Below are 24868 nucleotides of genomic sequence, written 5' to 3' on the forward strand. Positions count from 1 at the left end.
TTATTCCTCACTTTTTTCTTCCTCATCGAGTGAAATATCTTGAAATACAAAACGAACAACTAAACTAAGTAAAATAACCATAACGATAAATCCAACGATACAGCTATAAAAAAACCATGCGGGAAAACCTAATACATATGTATATTCACTCGGATCTTTACTACCAAGCCCATAAGCAAATCCGTACCATATTATAAAATTAATAATAGCAAGTCCAAGACCAATTAACGCTTCTCTATGGGCTATTCGAAAGCGTGGATCATCATGATAATCTTTCATTTTTCCCCCTCCTCTCACGATGTATTATTGTACCATTGTTCTTCTAGTTTTTCCTACTAGAAAGCAAAAACAAGCAGGATTTTTTATAATCATATAGAAGCTTCTCTTACATTACATATTTTTTACAATTGTAACACAAATGAAATTTGAATTTTCAGTATTTATTAATTATGATTTTAATTAGAGGCTTTCCATCTAGTTTCCACATCCTTGATTTCGGAATAAGCGCCGTCTCGTACTGCGTTTACATTATATTTTCAAGGGGGTTATACAATGAGTCAACTAGCTGTAAATCTTCATGAAAAGGTAGAAAAGTTTCTTCAAGGTACAAAAAAGTTATATGTGAATGGATCTTTCATTGAAAGCGCTTCCGGTAAAACATTTAAAACACCTAACCCAGCAACTGGTGAAACACTTGCCGTCGTTTCTGAAGCTGGTCGCGAAGATATTCATAAAGCTGTAGTCGCAGCTCGTATGGCTTTTGACGAAGGTCCTTGGTCTCGTATGAGCACTGCTGAACGAAGCCGTCTCATGTACAAGTTAGCTGATCTAATGGAAGAACATAAAGAAGAGCTTGCACAGCTCGAAACATTAGATAACGGAAAACCAATCCGTGAAACAATGGCAGCAGACATACCACTTGCAATTGAGCATATGCGCTATTACGCTGGATGGGCTACGAAAATCGTTGGTCAAACAATTCCTGTTTCCGGTGATTACTTTAACTATACACGCCATGAAGCTGTTGGTGTCGTTGGTCAAATTATCCCTTGGAACTTCCCGCTTCTTATGGCAATGTGGAAAATGGGAGCAGCGCTTGCTACAGGATGTACAATCGTTTTAAAACCTGCAGAACAAACTCCACTATCTGCTCTATACTTAGCTGAATTAATTGAAGAAGCTGGATTCCCGAAAGGTGTTATTAATATCGTACCTGGATTCGGTGAATCAGCTGGACAAGCTCTCGTTAATCATCCACTCGTTGATAAAATTGCATTTACCGGTTCTACTCCTGTCGGTAAACAAATTATGCGACAAGCATCCGAATCATTAAAACGCGTTACACTTGAATTAGGCGGTAAATCACCAAATATCATCTTGCCAGATGCTGATTTATCTCGCGCGATTCCTGGTGCACTTTCTGGTGTTATGTTTAACCAAGGACAAGTATGCTCTGCTGGGTCACGCTTATTTGTTCCGAAGAAAATGTATGATAATGTCATGGCTGATCTCGTCCTCTATTCTAAAAAACTAAATCAAGGTGTCGGTCTTAACCCTGAAACAACAATTGGTCCTCTCGTTTCTGAAGAACAACAAAAACGTGTAATGGGCTACATTGAAAAAGGGATTGAAGAAGGAGCTGAAGTACTATGTGGAGGAAGTAATCCATTCGATCAAGGCTACTTCGTTTCTCCTACAGTATTCGCTGACGTAAATGATGAAATGACGATCGCAAAAGAAGAAATTTTCGGTCCAGTTATTTCTGCAATACCGTTTAACGATATTGATGAAGTAATTGAACGTGCAAATAAATCACAATTCGGCTTAGCGGCTGGTGTGTGGACAGAAAATGTTAAAACAGCACACTATGTTGCAAGTAAAGTACGTGCAGGTACAGTATGGGTAAACTGTTATAACGTCTTTGATGCAGCATCTCCATTTGGAGGATTTAAACAATCCGGTCTTGGTCGTGAAATGGGATCTTATGCATTAAATAACTATACAGAAGTGAAGAGCGTTTGGCTTAACTTAAATTAATGAGAAAGAACCTGACCTATCCGGTCAGGTTCTTTTCATTATGTATTCCTTTAAACTTGCAGTCCTCCGCTCACATTTAATACTTCTCCTGTAATATAGGATGCGTATTCTGATGCTAAAAAAGCTGCTGCGTTTGCAATATCTTCTGGCGTTCCAATTCTACCAACTGGAATCGCGCCAACCATCTTTTCTTTCACTTTATCTGGTATCGTTTTTGTCATATCTGTATCCATAAACCCTGGACAAATCGCATTACACGTAATACCGAAACTTCCAACTTCTTTCGCTGCCGTTTTCGTTAAACCTACAACGCCTGCCTTCGTAGCCGCATAATTTGCTTGACCTATGTTTCCTTCTCTACTAATTGAAGATATATTAATAATGCGTCCATACCCTTGTTGTCTCATGTAAAGAAGCGCTGGTTGCATACAATAAAAAACACCAGTTAAGTTCACTTGTAATACTTGTTCCCAAGCAGACTTCTCCATTTTATGTAACATTGCATCTCTTGTAATCCCGGCGTTATTCACCAAAATATGTAATGTACCGAATTTTTGAACCGCATATTCAATTAACGACTTCGCTTCATTTTGATTACTCACATCACATCGATATGAGCATACTTCATATCCTTCGTCCGATAATTCACGTGTCGTTTTTTGTAGCTTCTCTTCATTTACATCGCTAATTAATACTTTCGCCCCCAGCTTTGCATAAACCCTTGCAATCTCTTTTCCAATTCCCTGTGCAGCTCCTGTTACAACAGCTGTTTTCCCATATAAAAACTCCATTCCTATCCCCCATTTCTATTACTTATACTGTATATTTCGGCTTTTTACTTTCCAATTCCTCTTTGTATAAAAAAGTCTATTTGTGTCAAACTAACTTTGCAACGTCGCATAAAGTGCAAGGAGATTATGTCGAATGAACAAAAAGAATTTCAAACAAAGCAAAGCAACTGATGGCATTGATGTTGAGTTCTCTCGCGAACTCGCTGACCACAATGACTTAGAAGCAAACGCACGTGCAAATGCCGCTGATGCACGTCAAAAACGCCAATCAACCGAAAAATAAGGTACATCACAACCTTATTCTTTTCAAAAGGGACCTACTACCCAACAAAATAAACCGAGAGACATCTCTCGGTTTATTTTCTATATTTTTTTGCATAATGAGCCAAAGTAAGCAACGGATATATATGAGCATAACTATGATAACAAATATAAAACCCACCTGGTAAACCTGTTCCAGTAGGATATTTTTCATTTATATAAGGGTTGGAGAGCAAATATGAAATACCTTTTCGAATGACTGGCGTTTCTTTATCATAGTAAGAAATGAGGGCATCTAACGCCCATGCTGTTTGGGATGGTGTACTAAATGGCAAAGTAACAAATCTTTTTTCCACACTACTTTGGCAAGATTCTCCCCAGCCACCATCTTCATGCTGTATATGTTCAAGCCATAAAGCTGCTCGTTTCAATGATGGATCGCTAGATGGTATTCCGAGTGACCGTAAACCCGTCAACACTGCCCACGTACCATATATATAACAAATCCCCCATTTCCCATACCATGATCCATTTTCCTCTTGTGCATTCGTTAACCAATTTATCACACTTTGTTTTTGTTTCTCAGGCAATTCGTTTTGTCCATACGTCCCGAAAAACTCTAGCACTCTCCCTGTAATATCTGGTGTAGAAGGATCTGTAATCATATCATTCGCATTTTCGATTGGTAAATTTGCTAATATACGGCTCGTTACCCCTTTTTCAAAAGCTCCCCAACCACCATCATTATTTTGCAATCCTTTAACCCAATTAACCGCTCGCTTCCAAGCATTGTCTACATTTTCGTTCCCTCTACTTCGCGCCAATGCTCTTAACACAGCAGTTGTATCATCAATATCTGGAATCGTCGTATTCACATCCGAAAAGCCCCAACCACCTGGGAAGAGATCCGGTGCATGTACACTCCAATCTACTTTCTTTGTTTGCTGTTTTCTTAGTAAATACGCTGATGCATTTTGAATCACTTTACTTGCTTTCGGAACTTGAGCTTCTTGCAAAGCATAACTGAGTAAAGCTGTATCCCATATAGTTGACGGAGAGTTTTGCAAATGGCTCCCTCTTTCCATCTTCCATATATAAGATGTAATTCCCATTATAGCCTTCTCAATAATTGGTGATTGAATAGAATGTCCTAATGCAAGTAAAGCATAAATCATATAAAACGAAGCAGTTGCGTAACTATATAATGTTCCATTTTCATCAATACGCTCTTTCATAAAACGTTCTACTTCCTCATATCCTTTATGATGCAAAGAAAGTGGATACGTTATAATTTTCTTCACGTCACTTGCTAACGTTTGAAAAACTGGAGACCGATCCTCTCGAAACCATTCTCCGCCCCCGCCTGCAATGTGATTTAAATTTGGCAATAACTTTTTCCCTACTCGAAACCTTTTATTTAAGCACAGCATCATCGGAATTAAATGGATACGTGCTGAGCTACTCAATTCAAATATACTGAGGGGGGAATCATTCTGTAGAAACATGATTGGTGTTGGTAAATGGAAGAGTGAAGGATATTCATATTCTCCATGAATTGCTAATAAAAACTTCGTCATAAAATGAGCACGCGCCACGCCTCCGCGTTCCTTAATAAAATTTTCCGCTCGCTTCATATTCGCATCTTCTTTTGTATATTTTTCCGATGCAAGTAAGGCAGCATAAGATTGAATTGTAGCAGATAAATTGCCACCCATTTCATCTTCATACAATTTCCATGTTCCTTCATTTGTTTGAAGTGATGCTAATCTTTTTACAAACGGTTCTATCTCTTTATCTCTACCTAATAATTTTAATAAAAAAATCATATGACAATCTGTTAGTGGCGCTCCTTCAAAACAAAACTGCCACGTACCATCTTGCCGTTGCATTGTTTGAAGTGCAGTTGTTCTTCTCGCTATTTCTTCATGCACTTTTTCATATAATAACAAGTTACTCACCCACCCTTTCGAAATCCGTATAACGATATTCAAAAAGGTAGCTGAATATGTATAAAAACAAAGAAAAGCAGAACATATAAAATGTTCCGCTCATAAACAATATCCTACTCCGACAATAATCCCTAATAAAGCACCAACTACTACTTCATACGGTGTATGCCCAACAAGTTCATTTAACTTCTTATATTCTGTTTGTCTACCGTGAAAAAACTCATTCAATATTTTTGCTTGTTTACTTACTGCAAGCCTTACTCCTGAAGCATCATACATAACAATAATGGCAAAAATAGTAGCAACCGCAAACATCGAGCTTTCCACACCTTCTACTACCCCAACTCCTGTAGCAAGCGCTGTCACTGTTGAAGCATGAGAACTTGGCATCCCACCTGAAGCAAAAAACTTTGCAAAATCAAATTCACCCATTTTAACTAATTTAAAGACTACTTTCGTTAATTGTGCTAAAAACCATGAAATTACAGCTGCCATAAGCGGATCATTATGTAAAATTGTTTCCATGTTCTCAGCTCCTTACTGACTATAATGGAAATTCTATATAATATAAGTATAAAGAAAAATGCGTAGAAAATACTACGCATTATGATACTTTTGCTGATTTATTTTTTATAAATTTCGGCTGTTTCTGCACTAAAAACTTTGTCTTCGCTACCGAGAATACAAATAAAGCAACCCATATACAGAAAAATGCAATCATATGTGTGGATGTGAAATGTTCACCAAATACAAATACACCTAAAATTAAGCTAATTGTTGGCGCAATATATTGTAAAAATCCCACCATATAAAGCGGAATAAGTTGTGCTCCTTTTGCAAAATAAAATAGTGGTAATGCCGTTACAATACCTGCTCCTATTAAAAGTAACGTTGATAACATTGAAATAGATCCAAATGAGCCGAAACCATGGGCGCCTGTCATAACAAGATAAATGATTGCAAACGGTGTCACTAACATCGTTTCCATCGTAAGTCCAATTGTAGCATCATAATTTAATAGTTTTTTCGTTAATCCGTATAATCCAAATGAAAAAGCAAGTGAAAGAGAAACCCACGGAATAGATCCGAAACGTACTGTTAAAATGACAACCCCTACTCCTGCTAAACCAACTGCAACATATTGCCAAAAGTTTAACTTTTCCTTTAAAACGACTGTACCAAGTAAAATACTAATAAGCGGATTAATATAATAGCCAAGACTCGCTTCAATAACATGATTATGATTAACGGCCCATATGTAAACAAACCAGTTTCCGCTAATCAAGACTGAAGCTATAGTTAATGACATTAATAATTTAGGTCGTTTAAAAAGATTCACAAATTCCCCAATAAACTGGCGAAACCTCTTCGTAACACCTAATACAAGTAACATAAAAACAAACGCCCAAACGATGCGGTGTGCTAATATTTCATCTGCTGGAACTTCCTCAACCCATTTCCAATAAATCGGTAGAATTCCCCACATCGTATAAGCACCAGCCGCATATAGTATCCCTTTTTTTTGCTCTGCTGATTGACTCCCCATCTTCCTTTTTCTCCTCTTCTCATTTTTTCTCCATTATACGGTCTCACATGCTCACTTTACCAATAATCAATCTGCATTTCTTTCGACATTTCTCATACAACGAATAATAAACATACCGTTATTACAACAAGTAACGGTATGCCGAAAACAAATTTCTTTTTATGAGTTTTATGATGAAACATATACATACCAATCCAAGCTCCAACTGCTCCCCCAGCTGCCGCTGATAAAAACAGCGTACTTTCTGGCGTTCTCCACTGTTTCTTCTTTGCTTTTCGTTTATCAAGCCCCATAAGGCTAAAAGCTATAACGTTAATAATAAGAAAATAAATCCATTTCATCGCTTTCTCTCCTTATGAAAAATTCGCTTAATGGTAACACGAAAAAACGCCGGAAACAACTGAAGAACTCTTTTTATCAAACTAGTTTCATTCCTTTTTCTTAATTAGTTACCTTCATATTTACAAAACCAACTAAAATCGCAATTAAAGCATTTAAATAGAAAAATGTTATGAGCAGAATCTTATATTTCATTACATTCACCCACTACCATATCATCAAAAAAACTGCTCTCAATCACTTTCTCCTCAAAATGAAGAACTACAATTAGCCCTACATATAAAGAAACCAAATTTAGAAACCATTCCCCATTCTCATCTTTCTTAGCTAAGCATTTAAATATCTCTTGAAATTGCATACGCTCGTCTGCAGCAACAATCGGACGCACACCAAAATATTTCAATACGAGATTCAGCTTCAACTGCACGGATAATGATAAAATATATTTTAATAGCTTCTTATACTCTGTACTATCTTTTTGACTATACAACTTCACAAGCTTTGGATGTAAATTCGAAATCGATAATTCCTCTTCAGTCACTCTAGTTACTTCTATCGTTTCAATCATCTTTTTCATATCCATCACATTCACCCCTTCTGAAAAAATTCTAAAGCCAAAAAGTACTTAATTCAAAATGTGCAATAATTGTGCGTTTCTCGTCTCTCGTTCTTCCTCACTGACTAAATCATACTTTTTTAGAAGGTGAAAAATATCATTTAATAATTTCTGCGAATGATTACCTTGTAAAAAACTCTTTAACTCTTTAAAGATCCCTTCAGGTAAAGAATTCTTTTGACTTTCGAGCTTATTCATTACATCTTCACTAGAATGATCTATATTACACGCCATACTAAACTTCCCCCTCTATCCTTTATAAATAATATCCTCCGCTAACGATGTAAACACTTCTCCTACAAGAGAGTCTTCATCATATACAGATGAACCGTTATTTTCTTCTCGTTTTGCAAAAGGTATTTGCGCAATCACTTCTGTTTGCAATTGTTCTGCTAACATTTCGCCGCCGCCTTTTCCGAACAGATAATTTTTCGATCCATCTTGTTCTTCATAATAAGCCATGTTTTCCACAATACCTAAAATCTCGTGTTTCGTATGTTTTGCCATTACACCGACTCTTGAAGCAACGAATGAAGCTACATTGTGCGGAGTTGTAACAATTATTTCTTTCGCTTGCGGAATCATCGCTGCAACATCAATCGCAACATCTCCTGTACCTGGTGGTAAATCAAGTAATAGATAATCTAATTCTCCCCAGTGCGTATTCGCAAGGAAATTTTGAATCCATTTATTTAGCATCGGACCGCGCCACATAACTGGGTTATTTCCTTCTGTAAAAAATCCCATCGACATGATTTTAACACCGTGACTAATGACTGGAATTGCCGTTTGATCAATCATCGTTGGTTTCGTATTCGTTTCCATCATAGCTGGAATACTAAAACCATATATATCCGCATCTAATATCCCCACTTTTTTCCCCATACGAGCTAGTGCAGTTGCAAGATTAATTGTCACCGTTGATTTTCCAACTCCGCCTTTTCCGCTCGTTACAGTAATAAAACGTACTCCTGACTCCGGGCGAAGCATACTCGGCATACCAGTTTCTGTTCTAGTATTTTTCTTTAACTTCTCTGTTAAAGCTGCACGTTCTTCTTGTGTCATAGAACCAAATGTTATCTCCACTTTAGAAGCACCAATTGCGTAAAGTGATTCTTCAATATCTTGTTGAATTTTTGCTTTTAACGGACAACCTTGGATTGTTAGTACTACTTCAAGTTTAACCTCTGTTCCGTTCATTTGTATATTTCTAACCATATTTAATTCTACAACACTTTTGTGTAACTCTGGATCCTCTACATGTTTTAATGCATTCATTATTTGTTCTTGAGTAAGCATGGAACTCATCCCTTCTCTTATTCTAATTTATATACAACATCTTCTTGGCGCTTCATCTGGTGAAAAAGCTTATTACCCGCCGCTAACGGGCGGGATTAATGCGACTATATCTCCAGCCTTTATCATCTCTTCATTCATTACAAACTCCTCATTAACAGCCACCATCACTTTATCCAGCGATTGTAAACAATAGCTGACTTTGAGCCATTCTTTTAATTGCTGCACTGTCATTTCTTGCTTTTCTGAAATTACTAATCGATCCGATCCAACTTCCTCACGCAAATTTGCAAATAATAAAATTGTAATCATTTTCTCATTCTTCCTCCTTTGGTTTTCCTTCTGGATATGGTGTGTTTTCAAGTTGATCTCCAATCCACATCGTTCCATCTTCCCAAAATTCTTTTTTCCAAATTGGAACAATTTGTTTTATACGTTCAATCGCGTACTCATTCGCTTCATAAGCTACTTTACGATGCGGTGATGAAACCGCTATGACTACCGCAATATCCATTATTTCTAGCCGCCCTACACGGTGCGTAATTGCTACTTTTGCATCCGGCCATCTTTCACTAATCTCTTCACCAATTCTCATAAGTTGTTTTACTGCCATCGGTTTATATGCTTCATACTCTAAATGTAGCGTTCGTTTTCCTTTTGTTAATTCTCTCACCGTACCAATAAATGTTGTAATCGCACCTGCTTCCCTTCTTGCGACTTTATTCGTTACTTCTTCAACTAAAATCGGATTATCTACAATTTCAAATAGCGCTTGTCTCATTAGAACCACCTCTCACTTTATGAAATGTCCAAGGCCATTCACTACCTTCGTTATCTTCTAATAAAAGAACATCAACAAACATATCTTTTTTATATCCTCTTGTCCCGCCCGGCAATACGATAAACGCATTTGATTCTGCCAATGAAGAAACTGAGCTAGATTTATCAAACCCTGATGGATAAGCGATTAATTTCCCCTCATCATATTGCAATTTTGCTCGTACAAATCTTGTAAATGGATTCGGTTTTAGAAAATCTTCTCCTAATAACGCTTTTTCTCTTTTTAAATGTACTTTTTCACTAAACATATACGTCCGAATACACGGTCTTACGAATAATTCAAACCCTACGTAACAAGCGGATGGATTTCCTGATAAACCAAATAATAACTTGCCATTTAATTGTGCTACGGTCGTAACACTTCCTGGTCGCATTGCAACTTTATTAAAAAGAACAGATGCACCTAACTTTTCGTAAATAGCTGGTAAATAATCATAATCTCCTACAGATACACCGCCGGTTGTAATTAACATATCTACTTGGCCAAGCGCTTCTTTCACAGCTGTAAAACACGTATTAAAATCATCACTAAACTTCCCAAAATATTTTACTCTGCCACCCGCTCTTCGAATTTGAGACAATATCATGTACGTATTACTGTTTCGGATTTTCCCTAGCTGTAATGAATCATCGACATCCAGTAATTCACTCCCAGTCGCTAACAGTCCAATTACAGGCTTTCTCGCAACTGGTACTTCACTATAACCGAATGTAGCAAGAAGAGCTGAAATACCTGGATTAATGTACGATCCTTTCTTTGCAAGAACCGTTCCTTTACGAGCATCTTCACCTTGAAAAGAAATATTGTCGCCCGTTTTGAATGATCGCTTCACTTCCATATAATTGTTGTCATTCTTCTCATATTGACGAGTCAGCTCTAACATAACAACCGCATCACACTCATTCGGAATTTGTGCTCCCGTCATAATTCGAACTGCTTGAAACGGACCTACTTTCTCATGGAATAGCGATCCTGCACCAATTTCACCCACTACTTCAAATACAATTGGCGTTTCATAACTTGCTAAATTAGTATCTTCTGCTCGAATAGCAAATCCGTCATACGGCGAACGATTAAATGACGGTACATCATGGTCAGCTACTAAATCCTCTGCTAATATACGTCCATAAGCTAATTCAATTGGTAATAGCTCCTTTAAGCCTTTATCAGCAAATCCCATCACTTTACGAACAGCTTCTTCAACCGTAATTGGCACTCTTCTTTCCATTGTTGACACCCTCTCTATTAACCGAATACGCGATAATATAGTTGTTTCGCTTTCGAAATATCATTTGTACCATGAATAAAAACACGACCATCTCGAAAAACAACCACGCGGTAATCATCGAATTGGCAAGATAGTAAATACGGATTCCGATCTACTTTCCCCAGTTTTTGTAATACTTTTTCTATATCATCAAAATTGTATTTCCTATTGTCTACTGTTCTAATTTGAACTGTATTTCTTCCGCATAAAACAGCTGCTTTCGTTTGATTTTCGTATGATAAATAAGGATAAGTTCGATTCAAACCGCATGAGAGACAAGTGTCTGTTTTTATTTTCCCTAATTTTATAAAATGATTTTGATTACTCCATATATCAAACATGAAAAATGTTTTTCTAATTGCTGAGAAATCTTCCACTAAAATTTTGAGTGCTTCTGCCACTTGATATGCTGCGACGATTTGAACAGTCGGGCTAATAATTCCAGCGGTATCACATGTCACACCTGTAACAGGAATATTTTTCAGCATACAATGTAAACACGGTGTCTCTTGCGGAATAATTGTATAACTCATACCATACGATCCAACGCAAGAACCATATACCCAAGGAATATTATGTTTTTGTGATAAATCATTTATTACAAATCGAATATCAAAATTATCTGTTGCATCAATGATTACATCTACATTTTTTAATAGACCTTCCATATTTTCTGAAGTTGCATCCATTACGAAAGCATGTATTTGTACTTCCGAATTAATTTGTTCTAACCGATTTTTTGCAGCAATTGCTTTCGGCATTTTCTCTCTCGCATCTTGTTCAGAGTACAATTGTTGCCTTTGTAAATTACTCCATTCAACGTAGTCACGATCAATAATCGTCAACTTGCCAACACCTGCACGTACGAAACTTTCGGCACTTGCACTTCCTAATGCGCCTGCCCCTACAATTAACACATGTTTATTTCGAATTTTTTCTTGTCCTTTACTCCCAATTGGTTTGAACAACTGTTGTCGTGAATACCGATCAGCCATTACATACCCTTCCTCTCAAGAACTCTATTTCATATTAGAATGTTGTTTCTGATAACAAGCAAAGTAAGCAAAACCAACAAACCCAGCTCCTCCAATTACATTTCCGATAAAAACAGGAACAAAATTTTTAGCCAAATCCATCCACGTTAGATGACCAGCAAAAATAACAGCGGAAATGACAAACATATTTGCTACTACTTGCTGAAATCCAATCACTACAAATGCCATAATTGGAATCCAAATTCCGATGATTTTTCCGACAAAATCACTCGTCCCGTAAGCGAGCCAAAGAGCAAGACAAACGAGCCAATTACAACCAATTGCTAAAATTAAAGTTCTCCCAAATGATTCATGTAACTTCCCTTCCGCTATCGCTACCGTTTTATTTAAATACTCTCCCTCTGTTAATCCGCCAAGATGCCCAAAGCAATACGCAACGAAAATTGCCCCAATAAAATTCATGAGAGTAATCCAAACCCAGTTATTCAGTACACTTATCAATGTAATTTTCTTTGCATAAAGCGCCATAGACAGTGACATCATATTTCCCGTAATTAATTCTCCTCCTGCTAATACTACGAGCATGAGTCCAACAGGAAATACTGCTCCTCCTAAAACATTCACTAGACTTCCCCAGCGCTCAGGTAAATTCCCTAAAACTCGAATGTTAAGTAAAAAACCTATCGCAATAAACGCTCCTCCTAAAAAACCGAGAATAAGCATCGCTGGCAATGTCTGTCTTACTTTTTGAACACCGGCCTCAATGACAAGTTCAGCAATTTGTTCCGGCTTATGAAATGCCATTACCCATTCCTCCATTTTCTCCAAATAAAAAAGCAGCTTCAAAAAACCTCCTCAAATAAAGGTTTTTGAATGCTGCTTAATTTCTCTGCACATCTTTTACAGAGATATCAATCATCACTTTTACTATAAAATAGAAAATCCACAACTCTTGTAAATTTTCCATTTTTCACTATGAAGCTAGCTTTATATATTAACCACCGATATGTGACATTTCAATTTTAGGTATTGTTTTCTTATTTGTACGATTTAAGCGTTCATCTGAATAACGATCTTCCCTATTATTCCATATATCGCGTACTACATCTGTAATGTCCTCATCTGTATGTTCAGAACGAAGCAATTCTCTTAAATCATTTCCTTTAGAAGCAAATAAGCAAGTATATAATTTTCCTTCTGCAGAAATACGAGCTCTCGTACATGATGAGCAAAAAGAATCTGTTACTGATGAAATAATACCTATTTCCTCATCGCTTCCTATATAACGATACCTAGTAGCCACTTCACCAGAATAATTTGCTTCTATCCGTTCTAACGGCATAACTTGATGAATCGTATCTACTATTTCTTGTTTAGAGACGACCTCTTTTAAATCCCAACCATTATAATTTCCAACATCCATATACTCAATAAAACGAAGAATATGCTTATTTCCCTTAAAATATTGCGCCATCTGCAAAATGTCCTGTTCGTTTTTTCCCTTTTGAACGACCATGTTTATTTTAATTTTCATTCCAACTTCAGCTGCAGCCTGTATTCCTTCCAGAACCCTTTGCACTTTGCTCCTATTACCATTTAAATAGAAAAACCGCTCTTCTTCTAAGGAATCTAAGCTAACTGTTACACGTGATAGTCCCGCCTTATATAAATCAGGAGCAAACTTTTTAAGTAACGATCCATTGGTTGTTAAACCGATATCTTCTACACCATCAATTTTATTAAGGCGCTCAATAAGCTTAGGAAGACCTCTTCGAAGTAACGGTTCTCCGCCCGTAATTCGTAACTTTCTTACACCTAAAGAAACAAAAATACGTGTTATCCTTTCAATTTCATCAAAAGATAAAATTTTATCATTAGACAAAAACGAGTAATCAGGACCAAATATTTCTTCTGGCATACAATATCGGCAGCGAAAATTACAGCGATCAGTAACTGAAATACGTAAATCCTTTAACGGACGTTGCAACTTGTCTAATGTAACTGATTTCATCTTCATTGCCTCACTTTTATTTTATATTTAAAACTCGTTCTGGATGGGTATATACATTTAAGGAGTGATTACGAATAAATCCTATTGTCGTAATACCTAAATCTTCCGCTAGTTGCAAAGCTAACTCAGTTGGAGCTGATTTTGATAGTATAATTTCACAACCGATTTTTGCAACTTTCAATAATATTTCCGAAGAAATACGACCACTAAAAACAATGATTTTATCTTTTATAGAAATATCGTTTCTTAAACAATAACCGTAAATTTTGTCTAGTGCATTATGCCTACCAATATCCATTCGGCTTAAAATAATACCATTCACATCACATAAAGCTGCATTATGAACCCCACCAGTATAATGAAACGTATCCGCAGATTGCTGCATTTCTTTCATTAACCGAAAACAATCCTCTGCCGTAACCTGTACATGGACACCCTTCATTTTTTTTGCACTTAGTGCATCATTTGCAAAAACAAACCCTTGCCTACTCATACCACAACAAGACGTAATATAGCGTTTATTTTGCATTTGTTCATAATACGGATTTACTTTTGTCGTTGTTACATGCACAAAGCCTTCTTTCTCCTGCATCCATATGCTATCAATATCTTCATACTTCCGAATGATTCCTTCAGACGCTAAGAAGCCTATTACCATATCTTCTATATATTCTGGAGTACTAACCATTGTAACAAACTCCTGTCCGTTCATTTTAATGGTGACAGGAAACTCTGTTACAATGCTGTCCTCTATATGCTTAAATGCTCCTTGTTCATAACGAAAGATTTCTCTTTCTACCTGTATCGGTTTCACGATCAGTATCCTTCTCTCACGTTATATTTTTATCAAAAACAAATACAGAAACTGCAATATCTTCTTCTACTTTCATATCTGAAAACAAATTTACTAATTTCGCTCCAACAAGTTCCTCCAAATGTTCACGGGAATTCGCAGCATACACTTCTTGAATCATTTTCGTTCTAGCCATATGAACCATTTCCGCACCGTCCATCGTACTTGAAATAAATTTTTCAGTAGGTGTTAAGTTTCCGTAAAGAGTCGCTATAGCCATATTTTCCGCAAAAACAGTATGAATTCGTTCTGGTCCTTTTCCGAAAAGTTCCTTTCGAAGTTTTCGTATCATATCATTAAATTCATGTACTTTTTTTGACATACAATTATACCTCCCAAAAGCCTCATTTTACTTTATTATATATTTTACCAAAATGAGCTTTCCGCCCAAACTATTTCGTACAAATATTTGGGCGGAAAGGTTCACTTCATGAAGTTTATTCGTCTTTTAACCCTTTCCCCATTCCTTTTAAGAAATGAAGCCCAAACCCGATAGCACGGTTAATATCTGGGTCTTTCAATACTTTCATAAGATCGAATACCCCTACTTTTTTATTACTTTCTAGATGTTCATTACCTTCTTCTAGCCCGACTAATAAACTACCTATAAGCTTTTTCGTAAGTTCTGGGTCAAGTTCAGTTAACGCACCTGCAGCACCCATCATATTATTAATTAAATTTGTAACAGGCTCACGAGTTACTTGACCTAGAACAATTTTTGCAATTGGTTCTTTCGCTTTCAGCATAGAATTTGCAGCTTCTAGCATTCCAATGTCATTTAATTCCCCTACTATATTAAACATCTGATTTAGAGCTTCTTCATTATTTGTTAAAAGCTCCTTTAAATCATCTAATTTTTGCTGTTTTATTTCTTCCTCAGTTAATTCTTGTTTTTGAATCATTTTTATAGGTGCAGCCATAGTTTTCTCCTCCTACTTATCCGTTAAATGCACATACCCTGGACGTGCCCACTTACGATGTACCTCAATTCCAGCTTGAGGGTGACGTTTTTTATTGCGTGGGTTCGCTTTTGGCATCGGATTTTCGCCATCAACTTCTAACACTTCCATACGCACTTTCGTTTGTTTATACGCAGGTGTATTCGTACGTACATCCACAGCAGGACCTGTTAAGAAATTAATTGCCGTTTCGTTATCTGTAGAGTTCATCGGTAAATATAACTCATTCGCTTTTACACGATCTGTAACGAGTGCACGTAATTTTAATGCTCCAAAAGGAGAGACAAGACGAACTAACGAACCTGTTTTTACGCCACGTTCTTTTGCAAGGTCTGGAGAGACTTCAACGAAAACACCAGGTACTTTCGTTTGAATACCTGTTGATTTATTTGTCATATTCCCTTCATGGAAATGCTCAAGCATACGACCGTTGTTAATGTGAAGGTCGAACTCCGCTGGAAATTCAGCTGGACGTACCCAGTCAGCAATCGCAAAACGAGCTTTTTTATCTGGGAAGTTAAATCCATCTTGGAACAGAAGTGGTGTATTTGTTCCATCAAAACTTCCCCAATGGAAACTGTTCCATCCTTCAAGCACTTCATAGTTCGCTTGCGAGAATAATGGTGATAAACTTGCCATTTCAGCAAAGATTTCACTTGGGTGGCTATAGTTCCAGTTTGCCCCTAGTTTATTCGCAACCTCCTGGACGATCCACCAGTCTGGTTTCGCATCTCCTAGCGTAGGAAGAACTTGATATAATCTTTGGACACGGCGCTCTGTATTTGTGAAAGTACCTTCTTTCTCAAGAGATGGCGCTGCTGGTAATACAACATCTGCATATTGAGCAGTTTTAGAAAGGAAAACATCTTGCACAACGAAGAAATCAAGGCTCGACAACACTTCATGTACATGATTTGCATTAGAATCTACAAGAGCCATATCTTCTCCGACAAGATACATTGCTTTCATTTTTCCTTCGTCAATTGCGTGAAGCATTTCAATATTATTAAGACCTGGTTCACTATCAATTTTCACTCCGTAAGCAGTTTCAAATTTCGCACGTTCCATTTCGTTAGTAACGTGCTGATATCCTGGAAGCCATCCTGGTAAAGTACCCATATCACAAGCACCTTGTACGTTATTGTGACCTCGAAGTGGGTATGCACCTGCTCCTGGACGACGATAGTTCCCTGTTGCAAGAAGTAAGTTTGAAATTGCAGCGGAAGTATCAGAACCACCTGTATTTTGCGTTACCCCCATACCCCAAAGGATACATGTACCATCTGCATCACGAATCATTTCAGCCATTTGAATAAGTGTTTCTTTTGAAATACCTGTTACTTCTTCTGCATATGCAAGTGTATATTCTTCTAGACTTTCTTTGAAATCTTCAAAGAAGTTTAAATTCTCATTAATAAATTCCTGATCATGCCAACCTCGATCAATCATATATTTTGTAACAGCCATTAACCAAACTTGATCTGTTCCTTGTTTTGGACTAATAAAGACATCTGATCGCTCTGCCATTTCTGTTTTACGAAGATCAGCTACAATTAACTTTTGTCCGTGTAATTTATGTGCACGTTTAATACGTGTAGCTAAAACAGGATGACCTTCTGTCGGATTACATCCTACAATAATAACAAGACCAGATTGCGCAATATCTTTAATCGTTCCTGCATCACCGCCCATACCAATTGTACGGAACAAACCATCCGTTGCTGGTGATTGGCAATAACGTGAGCAGTTATCAATATTATTCGTTCCAAATACTTGTCGAGCTAATTTTTGAATTACATAATTATCTTCATTTGTAATTTTAGAGGAAGAAATAAATCCGATAGAACCTTTACCATACTCTTCTTTAATAGTACCTAATTTATTTGCAACTACATTCAGTGCTTCTTCCCATGTAGATTCAACAAACGTTCCATTTTTACGAATTAAAGGTTTTGTAATTCGTTCTTTAGAATTTACGAAATCCCAACCAAATTTCCCTTTTACACAAGTGGAAATTGCGTTAACTGGTGCATCTGAAGATGGCTGTACTTTAAGGATTTTACGCCCCTTCGTCCACACTTCAAACGAACAACCTACACCACAAAATGTACATACTGTTTTCGTTTTCTTCGTACGAGTATCACGCATGGCCGCTTCCACTTCTGATACCGCAAAAATACCGCTATATCCAGGCTCAACTTCTTTAATTAAATCTACCATCGGTTCAAGAATATCTGGTTTTAATCCCGTCATAAATCCAGCTTCACCGAGCATCGTTTTCTCCATTAAAGCGTTACAAGGGCAAATCGTTACACATTGACCACAGCTAACGCATGAAGAATCATTAATATTTACTCCTTCATCCCAAATAACTCGTGGGCGTTCCGCTTCCCAGTCTATCGATAACGTTTCATTTACTTGTAAGTTTTGACACACCTCAACGCATTGACCGCATGCAATACATTGATTAGGGTCATAGCGATAAAACGGATGCGTCATATCAACTTCACTTACATCTACTTTCGGTTCATAAGGATATTTTTGATGTTCAATTTCCATTAATTCTGCTGTATTATGCAGTTTACAGTTCCCATTGTTGTTGTCACATACTGTACAGTATAATAAATGATTTTCTAGTAACCGATCCATCGCCTCTGTTTGTGCTTCTTTTGCGCGAACAGAAGCACGCTCAACGTTCATACCTTCCGTTGCTATCGTCGAACAAGAACGCATTAACTTTCCGTCAACTTCTACAATACAAGTGTCACATGTTTGAATAGGATCTACTTCCGGCACGTAACAAATTTGCGGATGTTCAATCCCGTTCTCATTAATAACACCCAATATCGTTGAACCAGGCTCCGCTGTATACTTTTTTCCGTCAATTGTAATATGAACCATGTTGTCATTCATGGTCTTTCCCCCTTTTTGAGAATAAAAAAACTCCACCACGAAAATATACGCACCACATTTTGGGCACGCTATCATCATGGTGGAGTAGTTTATTAGCACATCTTGCTAAAATACCAATCCATTTATTCATAAATAAAACGATAGATTCATAACAGGTCATATCACGATTCCATCTTTAACACTATAATTATAGCGTTAAATGTACAAATATACAATATAAATTTTAAACTGCGCATATGTCTGTATGTAACTATCCATAATAACCCATATAAAGTTCAACGAGGAATAAGGTGAATATATGGGATCTTTTCGAAAATGGATAAGGGGCGAAAAATCTTTCTCTACACATGAGCAATCTGAAACTGTATTAAATAAAGAAATTTCTTCCTCCATGCCGCTTAATCTTAAACACTTATCCAAATTATTTAGTGGTATTCCAGAATTAATTACACGCACTTTCCCGTTAAAAAACGGAAAAGAAGCTGCTCTTATATATATGGAAGGACTTGTAGATAAAACTGTTATTAATGTAGATATTCTTCGTCCTCTCTTATTTAAAGAATGGAATGAAGATGATTTTTGGGAATCTTCTGTTTCTATAGGGAATATTAAAAAAGTTCAGAAGTGGATAGACATTGAGCAATCTCTCTTACATGGCAAAAGTATTTTATTTATAAACGGGCAATTATCAGCTTTAGAACTAGATACGCAAGCGGCGCCAAAAAGGAGTATTGAAGAACCTACAACAGAGACTTCCATAAAAAGCTCACACGAAGGATTTAATGAAGTGGCAAGTGATAGTATCGCACTTATTCGTCGCTATATTCCAAATCGCGAATTAAAAGTGAAAGAATTCACTGTTGGCGAACGAGCAACCTCTAAAGTTTTTTTACTTTATCTTGCAGATGTTACAAACGAAGATGTTGTACAAGATATGGCATGCCGCATTGAATCAATCAAAGTAGATGCTATTCTTACTACCGGTGAATTAGAAGGATTTGTTGAAGATAATTCCTATACTCTCTTCCCACAATTGTCTATCACTGAACGTCCTGACACAACGGCACATCATATTTTGAATGGGCGAATTGCTGTTGTTGTAGATCGCTCACCAGGCGTATTAATAGGACCTATGACCTTTTCATCCTTCTTTCAGACGATAGATGATTACAGCTTCAGACCTATGATTCCATCTTTTATACGACTCCTTCGTTTCACTGGGCTATTTATTGCAATATTTGCTCCTGCTCTTTATATTGCTATGATTTCCTTCCATTATGAAGTGATTCCGCTCAAATTGTTGTTAACGATTGGAGAATCTCGAGCCAAAATTCCTTTTCCTCCCATATTAGAAGCTTTATTAATGGAATTAGTTCTCGAAATGCTCCGAGAAGCAGCGATTCGGCTTCCTGGGCCTGTTGGACAAACAATCGGCGTCGTAGGAGGAATTGTAATTGGACAAGCTGCGGTTCAAGCTGGGATTGTGAGTAACGTTATGGTTATCGTCGTATCAATTACTGCGGTTGCCTCCTTCATTATTCCTAACTTAGAAATGTCAGCAGGAATTCGGCTTCTTCGATTCCCAATGATGATAGCCGCCTCTTTATTTGGCGTCATTGGAATTATGGTTGGAATGGCAATCATTATCATCCATATTCTTTCTATGGAATCACTTGGTGTACCATATGGTAGTCCTTTTTCTCCGTCATATGCTTCGGATTTAAAAGATACCCTTATACGTTTCCCATGGAAAATTATGAAGAAACGGCCACTATCTCTACAATTAAAACAAGATAACCGGCAAAGAGATGTTGAAGAAAAGGAGGAGAATTAGTGACAAAACGTGCAAAGAGGGAGATCACTTTATTTCAATACATTTTAACTATTAGTGGTGTTCAAGTCGGATTCGGCGTACTTACACTTCCGCGTGAAGTTGCACAAGGAGCGAATACAGATGGCTGGATGTCTATTATTATCGGATGTGTCATTACTACTTTAGTCAGTCTATGTATTGTAAAAATCATGGAAAAACATCCAGGATATACTTTACTTGATGTGCTGATACGCTATCTTGGAAAATGGCTAGGAAGAGTAGTAATGATTTTTTGGATTTTATATGCTGTACTCGCAGCTGTTTCCTTAATTTTTTCCCTCTTATACGTTATTCATATTTGGATTTTACCTAGATCTCCTATGTCTTTAATTATGATTTTGCTATCTATTCCAATGCTTATGCTTGCATGTAAAGGAGCACTTATTATTAGTCGTTTTGCTGTTTTCACTGTCATCTTTACACTTTGGATGCCATTATTATTATTTATTCCTCTTAAAGATGGGCATTTTATATATCTTCTTCCTCTTATCAAGGAAGGATGGCTACCAATTATAAACACCGTAAAATCAACTATCATTGCGTTTCTCGGATTCGAGTTTGCGTTTGTCCTTTATCCTTATTTAACTAACAAAGCATCTGCAAAAAAAGGAATTGTTATTGCAAATTTGATTACGTTATTTATTTATCTTCAAATCACGTTCGTTTCTTTTATTTATTTTAGTCCAGATGGTATAACAAAGTTTTTATGGCCAACTCTTTCTCTTGTTACACCGTTTCATTTCTCATTTCTTGAGCGGTTTGAAATTATCTTTTTGTCATTTTATCTCTTTATTATTTTTGATTCCTGTATTCCTTATATTTTTACTGCTTCAGATGGTATTAATCAATTACTTAACAAAAAAGGCAGTTCATTACCTATTTATTTTTTATTATTCGGGTGTATTTTCATCTTATTCTTTTATATCCCTTCTTCTTATCAGATAAGTTCGTTGCGGGAATTTTGGGGAACTGCTAGTTATTTTATCGTTTTTCTATTCCCAGTTGTATTTCTCTTATACATGACACTTTATCAGCATTGGAAAAGGAGAAAAGTTTAAATGAGGCGCTTTATTCATTTTATTATATTTTGTTTTCTCATAATTTTTTTAGCAGGTTGTGAAGATCGGCTTGATTTAGAAAAACAATCCATCTCATTAATTTACGGTTTTGACGCAAAAGCAAAAGGAAAAGGAAAATTAATTGTGTATCACGTAAATCCTATTTTCAATGAAGATGTAGAGAAAAAGTACGAAATTCATGAAGCGAAAGTACATACACCCCGAGAAGCAAAAGATACGTTTAACAGTTCAAGCAGCGGTTTAGTGTCCACAGAAAAGTTACAGCTTATATTGTTTAGCACGAATTTTTTAAAACAAGAAGGAGCTATGCCTTATCTGGATGTTTGGTATCGCGACCCTAAAAATACAGGGAATATGCGCATGGTTGCAGTAGATGGCCCCATTTCTTCTGTTATATATAATAATTTCAAAGATAAGCCTGCTCTTCCTGAATATTTAACAGATTTAATTAATACGAACAAACTATACAATCGGACCGTGTTTACGACATTCCATGAATTTCATAGACAAACTTTTAATAAAGGCGTAACTCCTGCTATTTCAGAAATAAAAAAAGGGAAGAAAGATGTTATTGTTACCGGTTCGGCACTATTAACCTCTCGTGGAACTTATAAGATGTCTTTAAATCGCTACGAAAGTGCCCTTCTTCTTATGGTGCAAAAGAAAGCTAATATACCCGTTTCACTTACAATGAAAATCCCCTCTAATTTAGTTGAAAGTAATAGCCATCTAAAAGATACAAAAGGCGACGATTTTATAACAATAAATGTTCTTAGTATGAATCATGATATCGGTACAGACTATAGCGATAACCGCTTCAAATTTAATATTAAAATGGATTTAAAAATTGCCGTATCTGAACTTACATTCAACATGGATATAGAAAATGATAGAAAAAAATTAACTTCTCTTATTACAAAACAACTAAACAATGATTTAAACGATTTAATCCACAAAATTCAAAAACAGCAACTTGATCCATTCGGATTTGGTGATTATGCGAGAGCGTTTCAATATAAAGAATGGAAACAAGTTGAAGATGATTGGCCAAGTGCCTTTTCAAAAGCTAATGTGAAAGTGGCACCAACTATTAAAATTTTAGAAAATGGGATTATTAAATAGAAAAAACACGCTACTTGTTCTTATATGAATAAGTAGCGTGTTTTCATTTCCATTACAAGTATTATTTCAATGGACTATACTCTATTTCCATTTCTAACATTACTATGTTTTTTAGCATATACAAAATATATGAAAACGCCTATTATAATCCATGCCACAAAACTAATTAAAGTAAGCTTAGAAAGGTTCAAAGCCAAATATATACAACTTACTATTGAAACGATAGGTAAAAAAGGTACTAGAGGGGCACGGAATGGCCTCTTCATATCAGGATGCGTCTTTCTTAATACAATGACAGCTATAGATACAAACACAAATGCTGTTATCGTTCCCATATTCACTAAATTAGCTAATAAATTCAAATCCACTAATCCCGCTAATAAAGCTGCTAGTATACCTGTAATCCACGTATTAAAAAATGGAGTTTGTAAACGTTTATGGACACTTGAAAGTCTTTTTGGTAACAGTCCATCTCGACTCATCGAGTAAGATACACGAACAAATGCAAACATAGCTACTAACAGAACTGTTGTTAGCCCCGCTATCGCTCCCACCGATAACAACCCAGCAATTCTATCTTCTCCTACAGTGCGCAACGCATATGCAACCGGATCAGCAACATTTAATTCCGTAAACGGAACCATTCCAGTTAGCACGAATGAAACACCTACATATAGAACGGTACAAATGAACAAGGAAACAAGTAGCCCAATTGGCACGTTACGTTGTGGACGCTTCACTTCCTCTGCGGCTGTTGCAACTGCATCAAATCCTAAAAAAGCAAAAAATACAGTAGCAGCGCCCCCTACCACACCGTGAAAACCAAACGGTAGAAATGGTTGCCAATTCTCTGGTCTTACATATTGTGTCCCTACAACAATAAATCCTACAATAACAGCCAGTTTAATAATAACCATTATATTATTAATTCGTGCACTTTCTTTTGCACCACGGCTTAATAAAAATGTAACAACTAAAATAATAAGAACTGCTGGTAAATCAATGATTCCACCCTTCCCCATTCCTGGTGCCGAAGCAAAAACCGTAGGAATGTGAATATTAAAACCTAGTAGCAATGACTGAAAATATGCTGACCAGCCTGCTGCAACCGCAGAAGTCGCTAATAAATACTCCAGCATAACACACCAGCCAACTATAAATGCAAAAATCTCACCTAGTGTCATATATGTATATGAATATACACTTCCCGAAACTGGAACTGTAGATGCAAATTCAGCATAACAGAAAGCTACACATGCACATATAATTGCCGCTAATACAAAAGATAATACAATCGCTGGACCAGCATGTTTCGCTGCTACAATACCAGTTAATACGAAAATACCTGTACCAATAATTGCTCCAATACCTAAAAGAGTTAAATCAATCGCTCCTAAAGTTTGATTCAATACTTTTTTCTTTTCTTCATCCATTACTTTCTTTATGAAAAGACTCATTCTTTGAAACCTCTTTTTCAAGTTTATCTCTTACTTGTTACATTCTTTATTACTGTTCTATTTTAAAAATAAAAATATACATAGTTCACTTCCCCTATAGACTTAGTAACCCAACTCATAAAAACAGAAAATTCAATCTCCTTATACCGTATTGAATTTTCAAAATATTAATCATACCAAAAAACCATTAAGAATGCTGATTGAATTTATCATACAATTAATTATATTGTCAATAATAAATCACTCAAAAATAATCGGTTGATTATGTATCAAATGTTATTTTTATACATAATTATTTTCTTAAAAACATTGTTGTTTTCCACCTTAATATTCATATGTATTTTATTACATTGATTTACATACAATTTTCATTACATACAATGTAATGAAAATTGTATGTAATGAAAATGAATTATTATTTAAAAATAATAATTCATTTGAGGTTATTTCACCGTTTTAATACTAACAAAAAAGTGCAGATTTTCATCTGCACTTTTTTTATTCTTCCACTTCAGCTTCTGCACTACTATTTTCAAGATGCTCCTTCTGAGCTTCCTCTTGCAACTCTGCTGAAATCATCCCATAATAAAGTTCCGGATATAACCCAAATATTTGATATACACTTCCTAAAAACGGCATCAGAATCCCTCTTTTCTAAAGTTG

Annotated in this window: 26 protein-coding genes; 5 read left to right on the forward strand and 21 right to left on the reverse strand. The window is 36.3% G+C overall.

Translation table 11 applies throughout. From position 1 onward, the window contains the following. Complete coding sequence (locus tag N2V79_RS17060; RefSeq protein WP_000656237.1) at window positions 1-279, reverse strand: YhdT family protein; 279 nt, start codon at window positions 277-279, stop codon at window positions 1-3. 273 nt (window positions 280-552) lie between these two features. On the opposite strand from N2V79_RS17060, the gene dhaS reads away from it, so the two are divergent. Next, window positions 553-2037, forward strand: a complete 1485-nt coding sequence (gene dhaS, locus N2V79_RS17065) for an aldehyde dehydrogenase DhaS (RefSeq protein WP_000080279.1) — start codon at window positions 553-555, stop codon at window positions 2035-2037. Between the two features lie 50 nt (window positions 2038-2087). Here the strand turns inward: dhaS and fabG are convergent, their stop codons facing one another. Beyond that, the gene (fabG, locus tag N2V79_RS17070) at window positions 2088-2828 is read right to left on the reverse strand and encodes a 3-oxoacyl-ACP reductase FabG (RefSeq protein ID WP_000395352.1); all 741 of its coding nucleotides are present in this window, start codon (window positions 2826-2828) and stop codon (window positions 2088-2090) included. Between the two features lie 133 nt (window positions 2829-2961). Between fabG and N2V79_RS17075 the strand changes: the two genes are divergently transcribed. Further along, window positions 2962-3111 carry a YfhD family protein gene (locus N2V79_RS17075; RefSeq protein WP_001035815.1) on the forward strand — a complete coding sequence of 50 codons (150 nt, stop codon included), beginning with the start codon at window positions 2962-2964 and terminating at the stop codon, window positions 3109-3111. Window positions 3112-3184: 73 nt separating this feature from the next. Here N2V79_RS17075 and N2V79_RS17080 read toward each other — a convergent pair whose 3' ends face one another. The 17 genes from N2V79_RS17080 to fdhF all read right to left on the reverse strand — a co-directional run bounded on the left by N2V79_RS17080 (window position 3185) and on the right by fdhF (window position 18674). After that, the gene (locus tag N2V79_RS17080; RefSeq protein ID WP_069356053.1) at window positions 3185-5038 is read right to left on the reverse strand and encodes a terpene cyclase/mutase family protein; all 1854 of its coding nucleotides are present in this window, start codon (window positions 5036-5038) and stop codon (window positions 3185-3187) included. 99 nt (window positions 5039-5137) lie between these two features. Next, window positions 5138-5563, reverse strand: a complete 426-nt coding sequence (locus N2V79_RS17085) for a divergent PAP2 family protein (protein ID WP_069356054.1) — start codon at window positions 5561-5563, stop codon at window positions 5138-5140. Window positions 5564-5642: 79 nt separating this feature from the next. Further along, the gene (rarD, locus tag N2V79_RS17090) at window positions 5643-6584 is read right to left on the reverse strand and encodes an EamA family transporter RarD (RefSeq protein WP_000535541.1); all 942 of its coding nucleotides are present in this window, start codon (window positions 6582-6584) and stop codon (window positions 5643-5645) included. 92 nt (window positions 6585-6676) lie between these two features. Then, window positions 6677-6925 (reverse strand): DUF1294 domain-containing protein, encoded by a 249-nt coding sequence (locus N2V79_RS17095; RefSeq protein ID WP_000871349.1) that lies wholly within the window; start codon window positions 6923-6925, stop codon window positions 6677-6679. A gap of 182 nt (window positions 6926-7107) precedes the next feature. Further along, window positions 7108-7506, reverse strand: coding sequence for a hypothetical protein (locus N2V79_RS17100; RefSeq protein ID WP_340720097.1), 399 nt, complete (start codon window positions 7504-7506; stop codon window positions 7108-7110). A 42-nt stretch (window positions 7507-7548) separates the two neighbouring features. Next, window positions 7549-7773: a hypothetical protein gene (locus tag N2V79_RS17105; protein WP_340720098.1), complete on the reverse strand. Its 225-nt coding sequence runs from the start codon at window positions 7771-7773 to the stop codon at window positions 7549-7551. Window positions 7774-7788: 15 nt separating this feature from the next. Next, window positions 7789-8838, reverse strand: a complete 1050-nt coding sequence (locus tag N2V79_RS17110) for a P-loop NTPase (RefSeq protein WP_000957515.1) — start codon at window positions 8836-8838, stop codon at window positions 7789-7791. 72 nt (window positions 8839-8910) lie between these two features. Then, the gene (gene moaD, locus N2V79_RS17115; RefSeq protein WP_000628502.1) at window positions 8911-9147 is read right to left on the reverse strand and encodes a molybdopterin converting factor subunit 1; all 237 of its coding nucleotides are present in this window, start codon (window positions 9145-9147) and stop codon (window positions 8911-8913) included. A gap of 4 nt (window positions 9148-9151) precedes the next feature. Beyond that, window positions 9152-9616 (reverse strand): molybdenum cofactor biosynthesis protein MoaE, encoded by a 465-nt coding sequence (locus tag N2V79_RS17120; protein ID WP_001248110.1) that lies wholly within the window; start codon window positions 9614-9616, stop codon window positions 9152-9154. After that, entirely contained in the window at window positions 9597-10904 is a 1308-nt protein-coding gene (locus tag N2V79_RS17125) for a molybdopterin molybdotransferase MoeA (protein WP_340720099.1), read from the reverse strand. Before N2V79_RS17125 ends, N2V79_RS17120 begins: the two co-directional genes overlap by 20 nt. A gap of 17 nt (window positions 10905-10921) precedes the next feature. After that, window positions 10922-11938, reverse strand: a complete 1017-nt coding sequence (locus N2V79_RS17130; protein WP_000785264.1) for a molybdopterin-synthase adenylyltransferase MoeB — start codon at window positions 11936-11938, stop codon at window positions 10922-10924. 24 nt (window positions 11939-11962) lie between these two features. Continuing rightward, window positions 11963-12742, reverse strand: coding sequence for a formate/nitrite transporter family protein (locus N2V79_RS17135; RefSeq protein ID WP_000863998.1), 780 nt, complete (start codon window positions 12740-12742; stop codon window positions 11963-11965). A 190-nt stretch (window positions 12743-12932) separates the two neighbouring features. Further along, window positions 12933-13949, reverse strand: a complete 1017-nt coding sequence (moaA, locus tag N2V79_RS17140) for a GTP 3',8-cyclase MoaA (protein WP_069356057.1) — start codon at window positions 13947-13949, stop codon at window positions 12933-12935. Between the two features lie 16 nt (window positions 13950-13965). After that, window positions 13966-14763, reverse strand: coding sequence for a formate dehydrogenase accessory sulfurtransferase FdhD (fdhD, locus tag N2V79_RS17145; RefSeq protein WP_069356058.1), 798 nt, complete (start codon window positions 14761-14763; stop codon window positions 13966-13968). A gap of 16 nt (window positions 14764-14779) precedes the next feature. After that, complete coding sequence (locus N2V79_RS17150) at window positions 14780-15124, reverse strand: DUF2294 domain-containing protein (protein ID WP_000039582.1); 345 nt, start codon at window positions 15122-15124, stop codon at window positions 14780-14782. Between the two features lie 115 nt (window positions 15125-15239). After that, window positions 15240-15722, reverse strand: a complete 483-nt coding sequence (locus N2V79_RS17155) for a DUF1641 domain-containing protein (protein ID WP_000729897.1) — start codon at window positions 15720-15722, stop codon at window positions 15240-15242. Window positions 15723-15734: 12 nt separating this feature from the next. Further along, window positions 15735-18674 (reverse strand): formate dehydrogenase subunit alpha, encoded by a 2940-nt coding sequence (gene fdhF, locus N2V79_RS17160; RefSeq protein WP_199717044.1) that lies wholly within the window; start codon window positions 18672-18674, stop codon window positions 15735-15737. A gap of 298 nt (window positions 18675-18972) precedes the next feature. Here fdhF and N2V79_RS17165 point away from each other — a divergent pair, with 298 nt between their 5' ends. The 3 genes from N2V79_RS17165 to N2V79_RS17175 are packed head-to-tail and all read left to right on the forward strand — an operon-like array spanning window position 18973 to window position 22748. Continuing rightward, window positions 18973-20508, forward strand: coding sequence for a spore germination protein (locus tag N2V79_RS17165; protein WP_000534548.1), 1536 nt, complete (start codon window positions 18973-18975; stop codon window positions 20506-20508). Further along, window positions 20508-21605 (forward strand): endospore germination permease, encoded by a 1098-nt coding sequence (locus N2V79_RS17170; protein WP_000166524.1) that lies wholly within the window; start codon window positions 20508-20510, stop codon window positions 21603-21605. Before N2V79_RS17165 ends, N2V79_RS17170 begins: the two co-directional genes overlap by 1 nt. Further along, the gene (locus tag N2V79_RS17175) at window positions 21606-22748 is read left to right on the forward strand and encodes a Ger(x)C family spore germination protein (RefSeq protein ID WP_069356062.1); all 1143 of its coding nucleotides are present in this window, start codon (window positions 21606-21608) and stop codon (window positions 22746-22748) included. A gap of 74 nt (window positions 22749-22822) precedes the next feature. On the opposite strand, the gene N2V79_RS17180 is transcribed toward N2V79_RS17175, so the two are convergent. Then, window positions 22823-24205: an APC family permease gene (locus tag N2V79_RS17180; protein WP_340720100.1), complete on the reverse strand. Its 1383-nt coding sequence runs from the start codon at window positions 24203-24205 to the stop codon at window positions 22823-22825. A gap of 498 nt (window positions 24206-24703) precedes the next feature. Beyond that, window positions 24704-24844, reverse strand: coding sequence for a hypothetical protein (locus N2V79_RS17185; protein WP_001116193.1), 141 nt, complete (start codon window positions 24842-24844; stop codon window positions 24704-24706). Window positions 24845-24868 lie beyond the last annotated feature (24 nt).

Source organism: Bacillus sp. CH_70, from assembly GCF_038007045.1.
Taxonomy (GTDB): Bacteria; Bacillota; Bacilli; order Bacillales; family Bacillaceae_G; genus Bacillus_A; species Bacillus_A cereus.

Bases quoted from the DNA above. Each gene is read 5' to 3' on its own strand.
- N2V79_RS17100 (WP_340720097.1), bottom strand. From the start codon at position 7,506: ATGGATATGAAAAAGATGATTGAAACGATAGAAGTAACTAGAGTGACT.
- N2V79_RS17185 (WP_001116193.1), bottom strand. From the start codon at position 24,844: ATGCCGTTTTTAGGAAGTGTATATCAAATATTTGGGTTATATCCGGAA.
- moaD (WP_000628502.1), bottom strand. From the start codon at position 9,147: ATGATTACAATTTTATTATTTGCAAATTTGCGTGAGGAAGTTGGATCG.
- N2V79_RS17165 (WP_000534548.1), top strand. From the start codon at position 18,973: ATGGGATCTTTTCGAAAATGGATAAGGGGCGAAAAATCTTTCTCTACA.
- N2V79_RS17125 (WP_340720099.1), bottom strand. From the start codon at position 10,904: ATGGAAAGAAGAGTGCCAATTACGGTTGAAGAAGCTGTTCGTAAAGTG.
- N2V79_RS17095 (WP_000871349.1), bottom strand. From the start codon at position 6,925: ATGAAATGGATTTATTTTCTTATTATTAACGTTATAGCTTTTAGCCTT.
- fabG (WP_000395352.1), bottom strand. From the start codon at position 2,828: ATGGAGTTTTTATATGGGAAAACAGCTGTTGTAACAGGAGCTGCACAG.
- N2V79_RS17175 (WP_069356062.1), top strand. From the start codon at position 21,606: ATGAGGCGCTTTATTCATTTTATTATATTTTGTTTTCTCATAATTTTT.
- N2V79_RS17150 (WP_000039582.1), bottom strand. From the start codon at position 15,124: ATGTCAAAAAAAGTACATGAATTTAATGATATGATACGAAAACTTCGA.
- moaA (WP_069356057.1), bottom strand. From the start codon at position 13,949: ATGAAATCAGTTACATTAGACAAGTTGCAACGTCCGTTAAAGGATTTA.
- N2V79_RS17085 (WP_069356054.1), bottom strand. From the start codon at position 5,563: ATGGAAACAATTTTACATAATGATCCGCTTATGGCAGCTGTAATTTCA.
- N2V79_RS17110 (WP_000957515.1), bottom strand. From the start codon at position 8,838: ATGCTTACTCAAGAACAAATAATGAATGCATTAAAACATGTAGAGGAT.
- N2V79_RS17130 (WP_000785264.1), bottom strand. From the start codon at position 11,938: ATGGCTGATCGGTATTCACGACAACAGTTGTTCAAACCAATTGGGAGT.
- N2V79_RS17105 (WP_340720098.1), bottom strand. From the start codon at position 7,773: ATGGCGTGTAATATAGATCATTCTAGTGAAGATGTAATGAATAAGCTC.
- N2V79_RS17120 (WP_001248110.1), bottom strand. From the start codon at position 9,616: ATGAGACAAGCGCTATTTGAAATTGTAGATAATCCGATTTTAGTTGAA.
- N2V79_RS17135 (WP_000863998.1), bottom strand. From the start codon at position 12,742: ATGGCATTTCATAAGCCGGAACAAATTGCTGAACTTGTCATTGAGGCC.
- N2V79_RS17060 (WP_000656237.1), bottom strand. From the start codon at position 279: ATGAAAGATTATCATGATGATCCACGCTTTCGAATAGCCCATAGAGAA.
- rarD (WP_000535541.1), bottom strand. From the start codon at position 6,584: ATGGGGAGTCAATCAGCAGAGCAAAAAAAAGGGATACTATATGCGGCT.
- dhaS (WP_000080279.1), top strand. From the start codon at position 553: ATGAGTCAACTAGCTGTAAATCTTCATGAAAAGGTAGAAAAGTTTCTT.
- N2V79_RS17180 (WP_340720100.1), bottom strand. From the start codon at position 24,205: ATGAGTCTTTTCATAAAGAAAGTAATGGATGAAGAAAAGAAAAAAGTA.
- N2V79_RS17155 (WP_000729897.1), bottom strand. From the start codon at position 15,722: ATGGCTGCACCTATAAAAATGATTCAAAAACAAGAATTAACTGAGGAA.
- N2V79_RS17075 (WP_001035815.1), top strand. From the start codon at position 2,962: ATGAACAAAAAGAATTTCAAACAAAGCAAAGCAACTGATGGCATTGAT.
- fdhF (WP_199717044.1), bottom strand. From the start codon at position 18,674: ATGAATGACAACATGGTTCATATTACAATTGACGGAAAAAAGTATACA.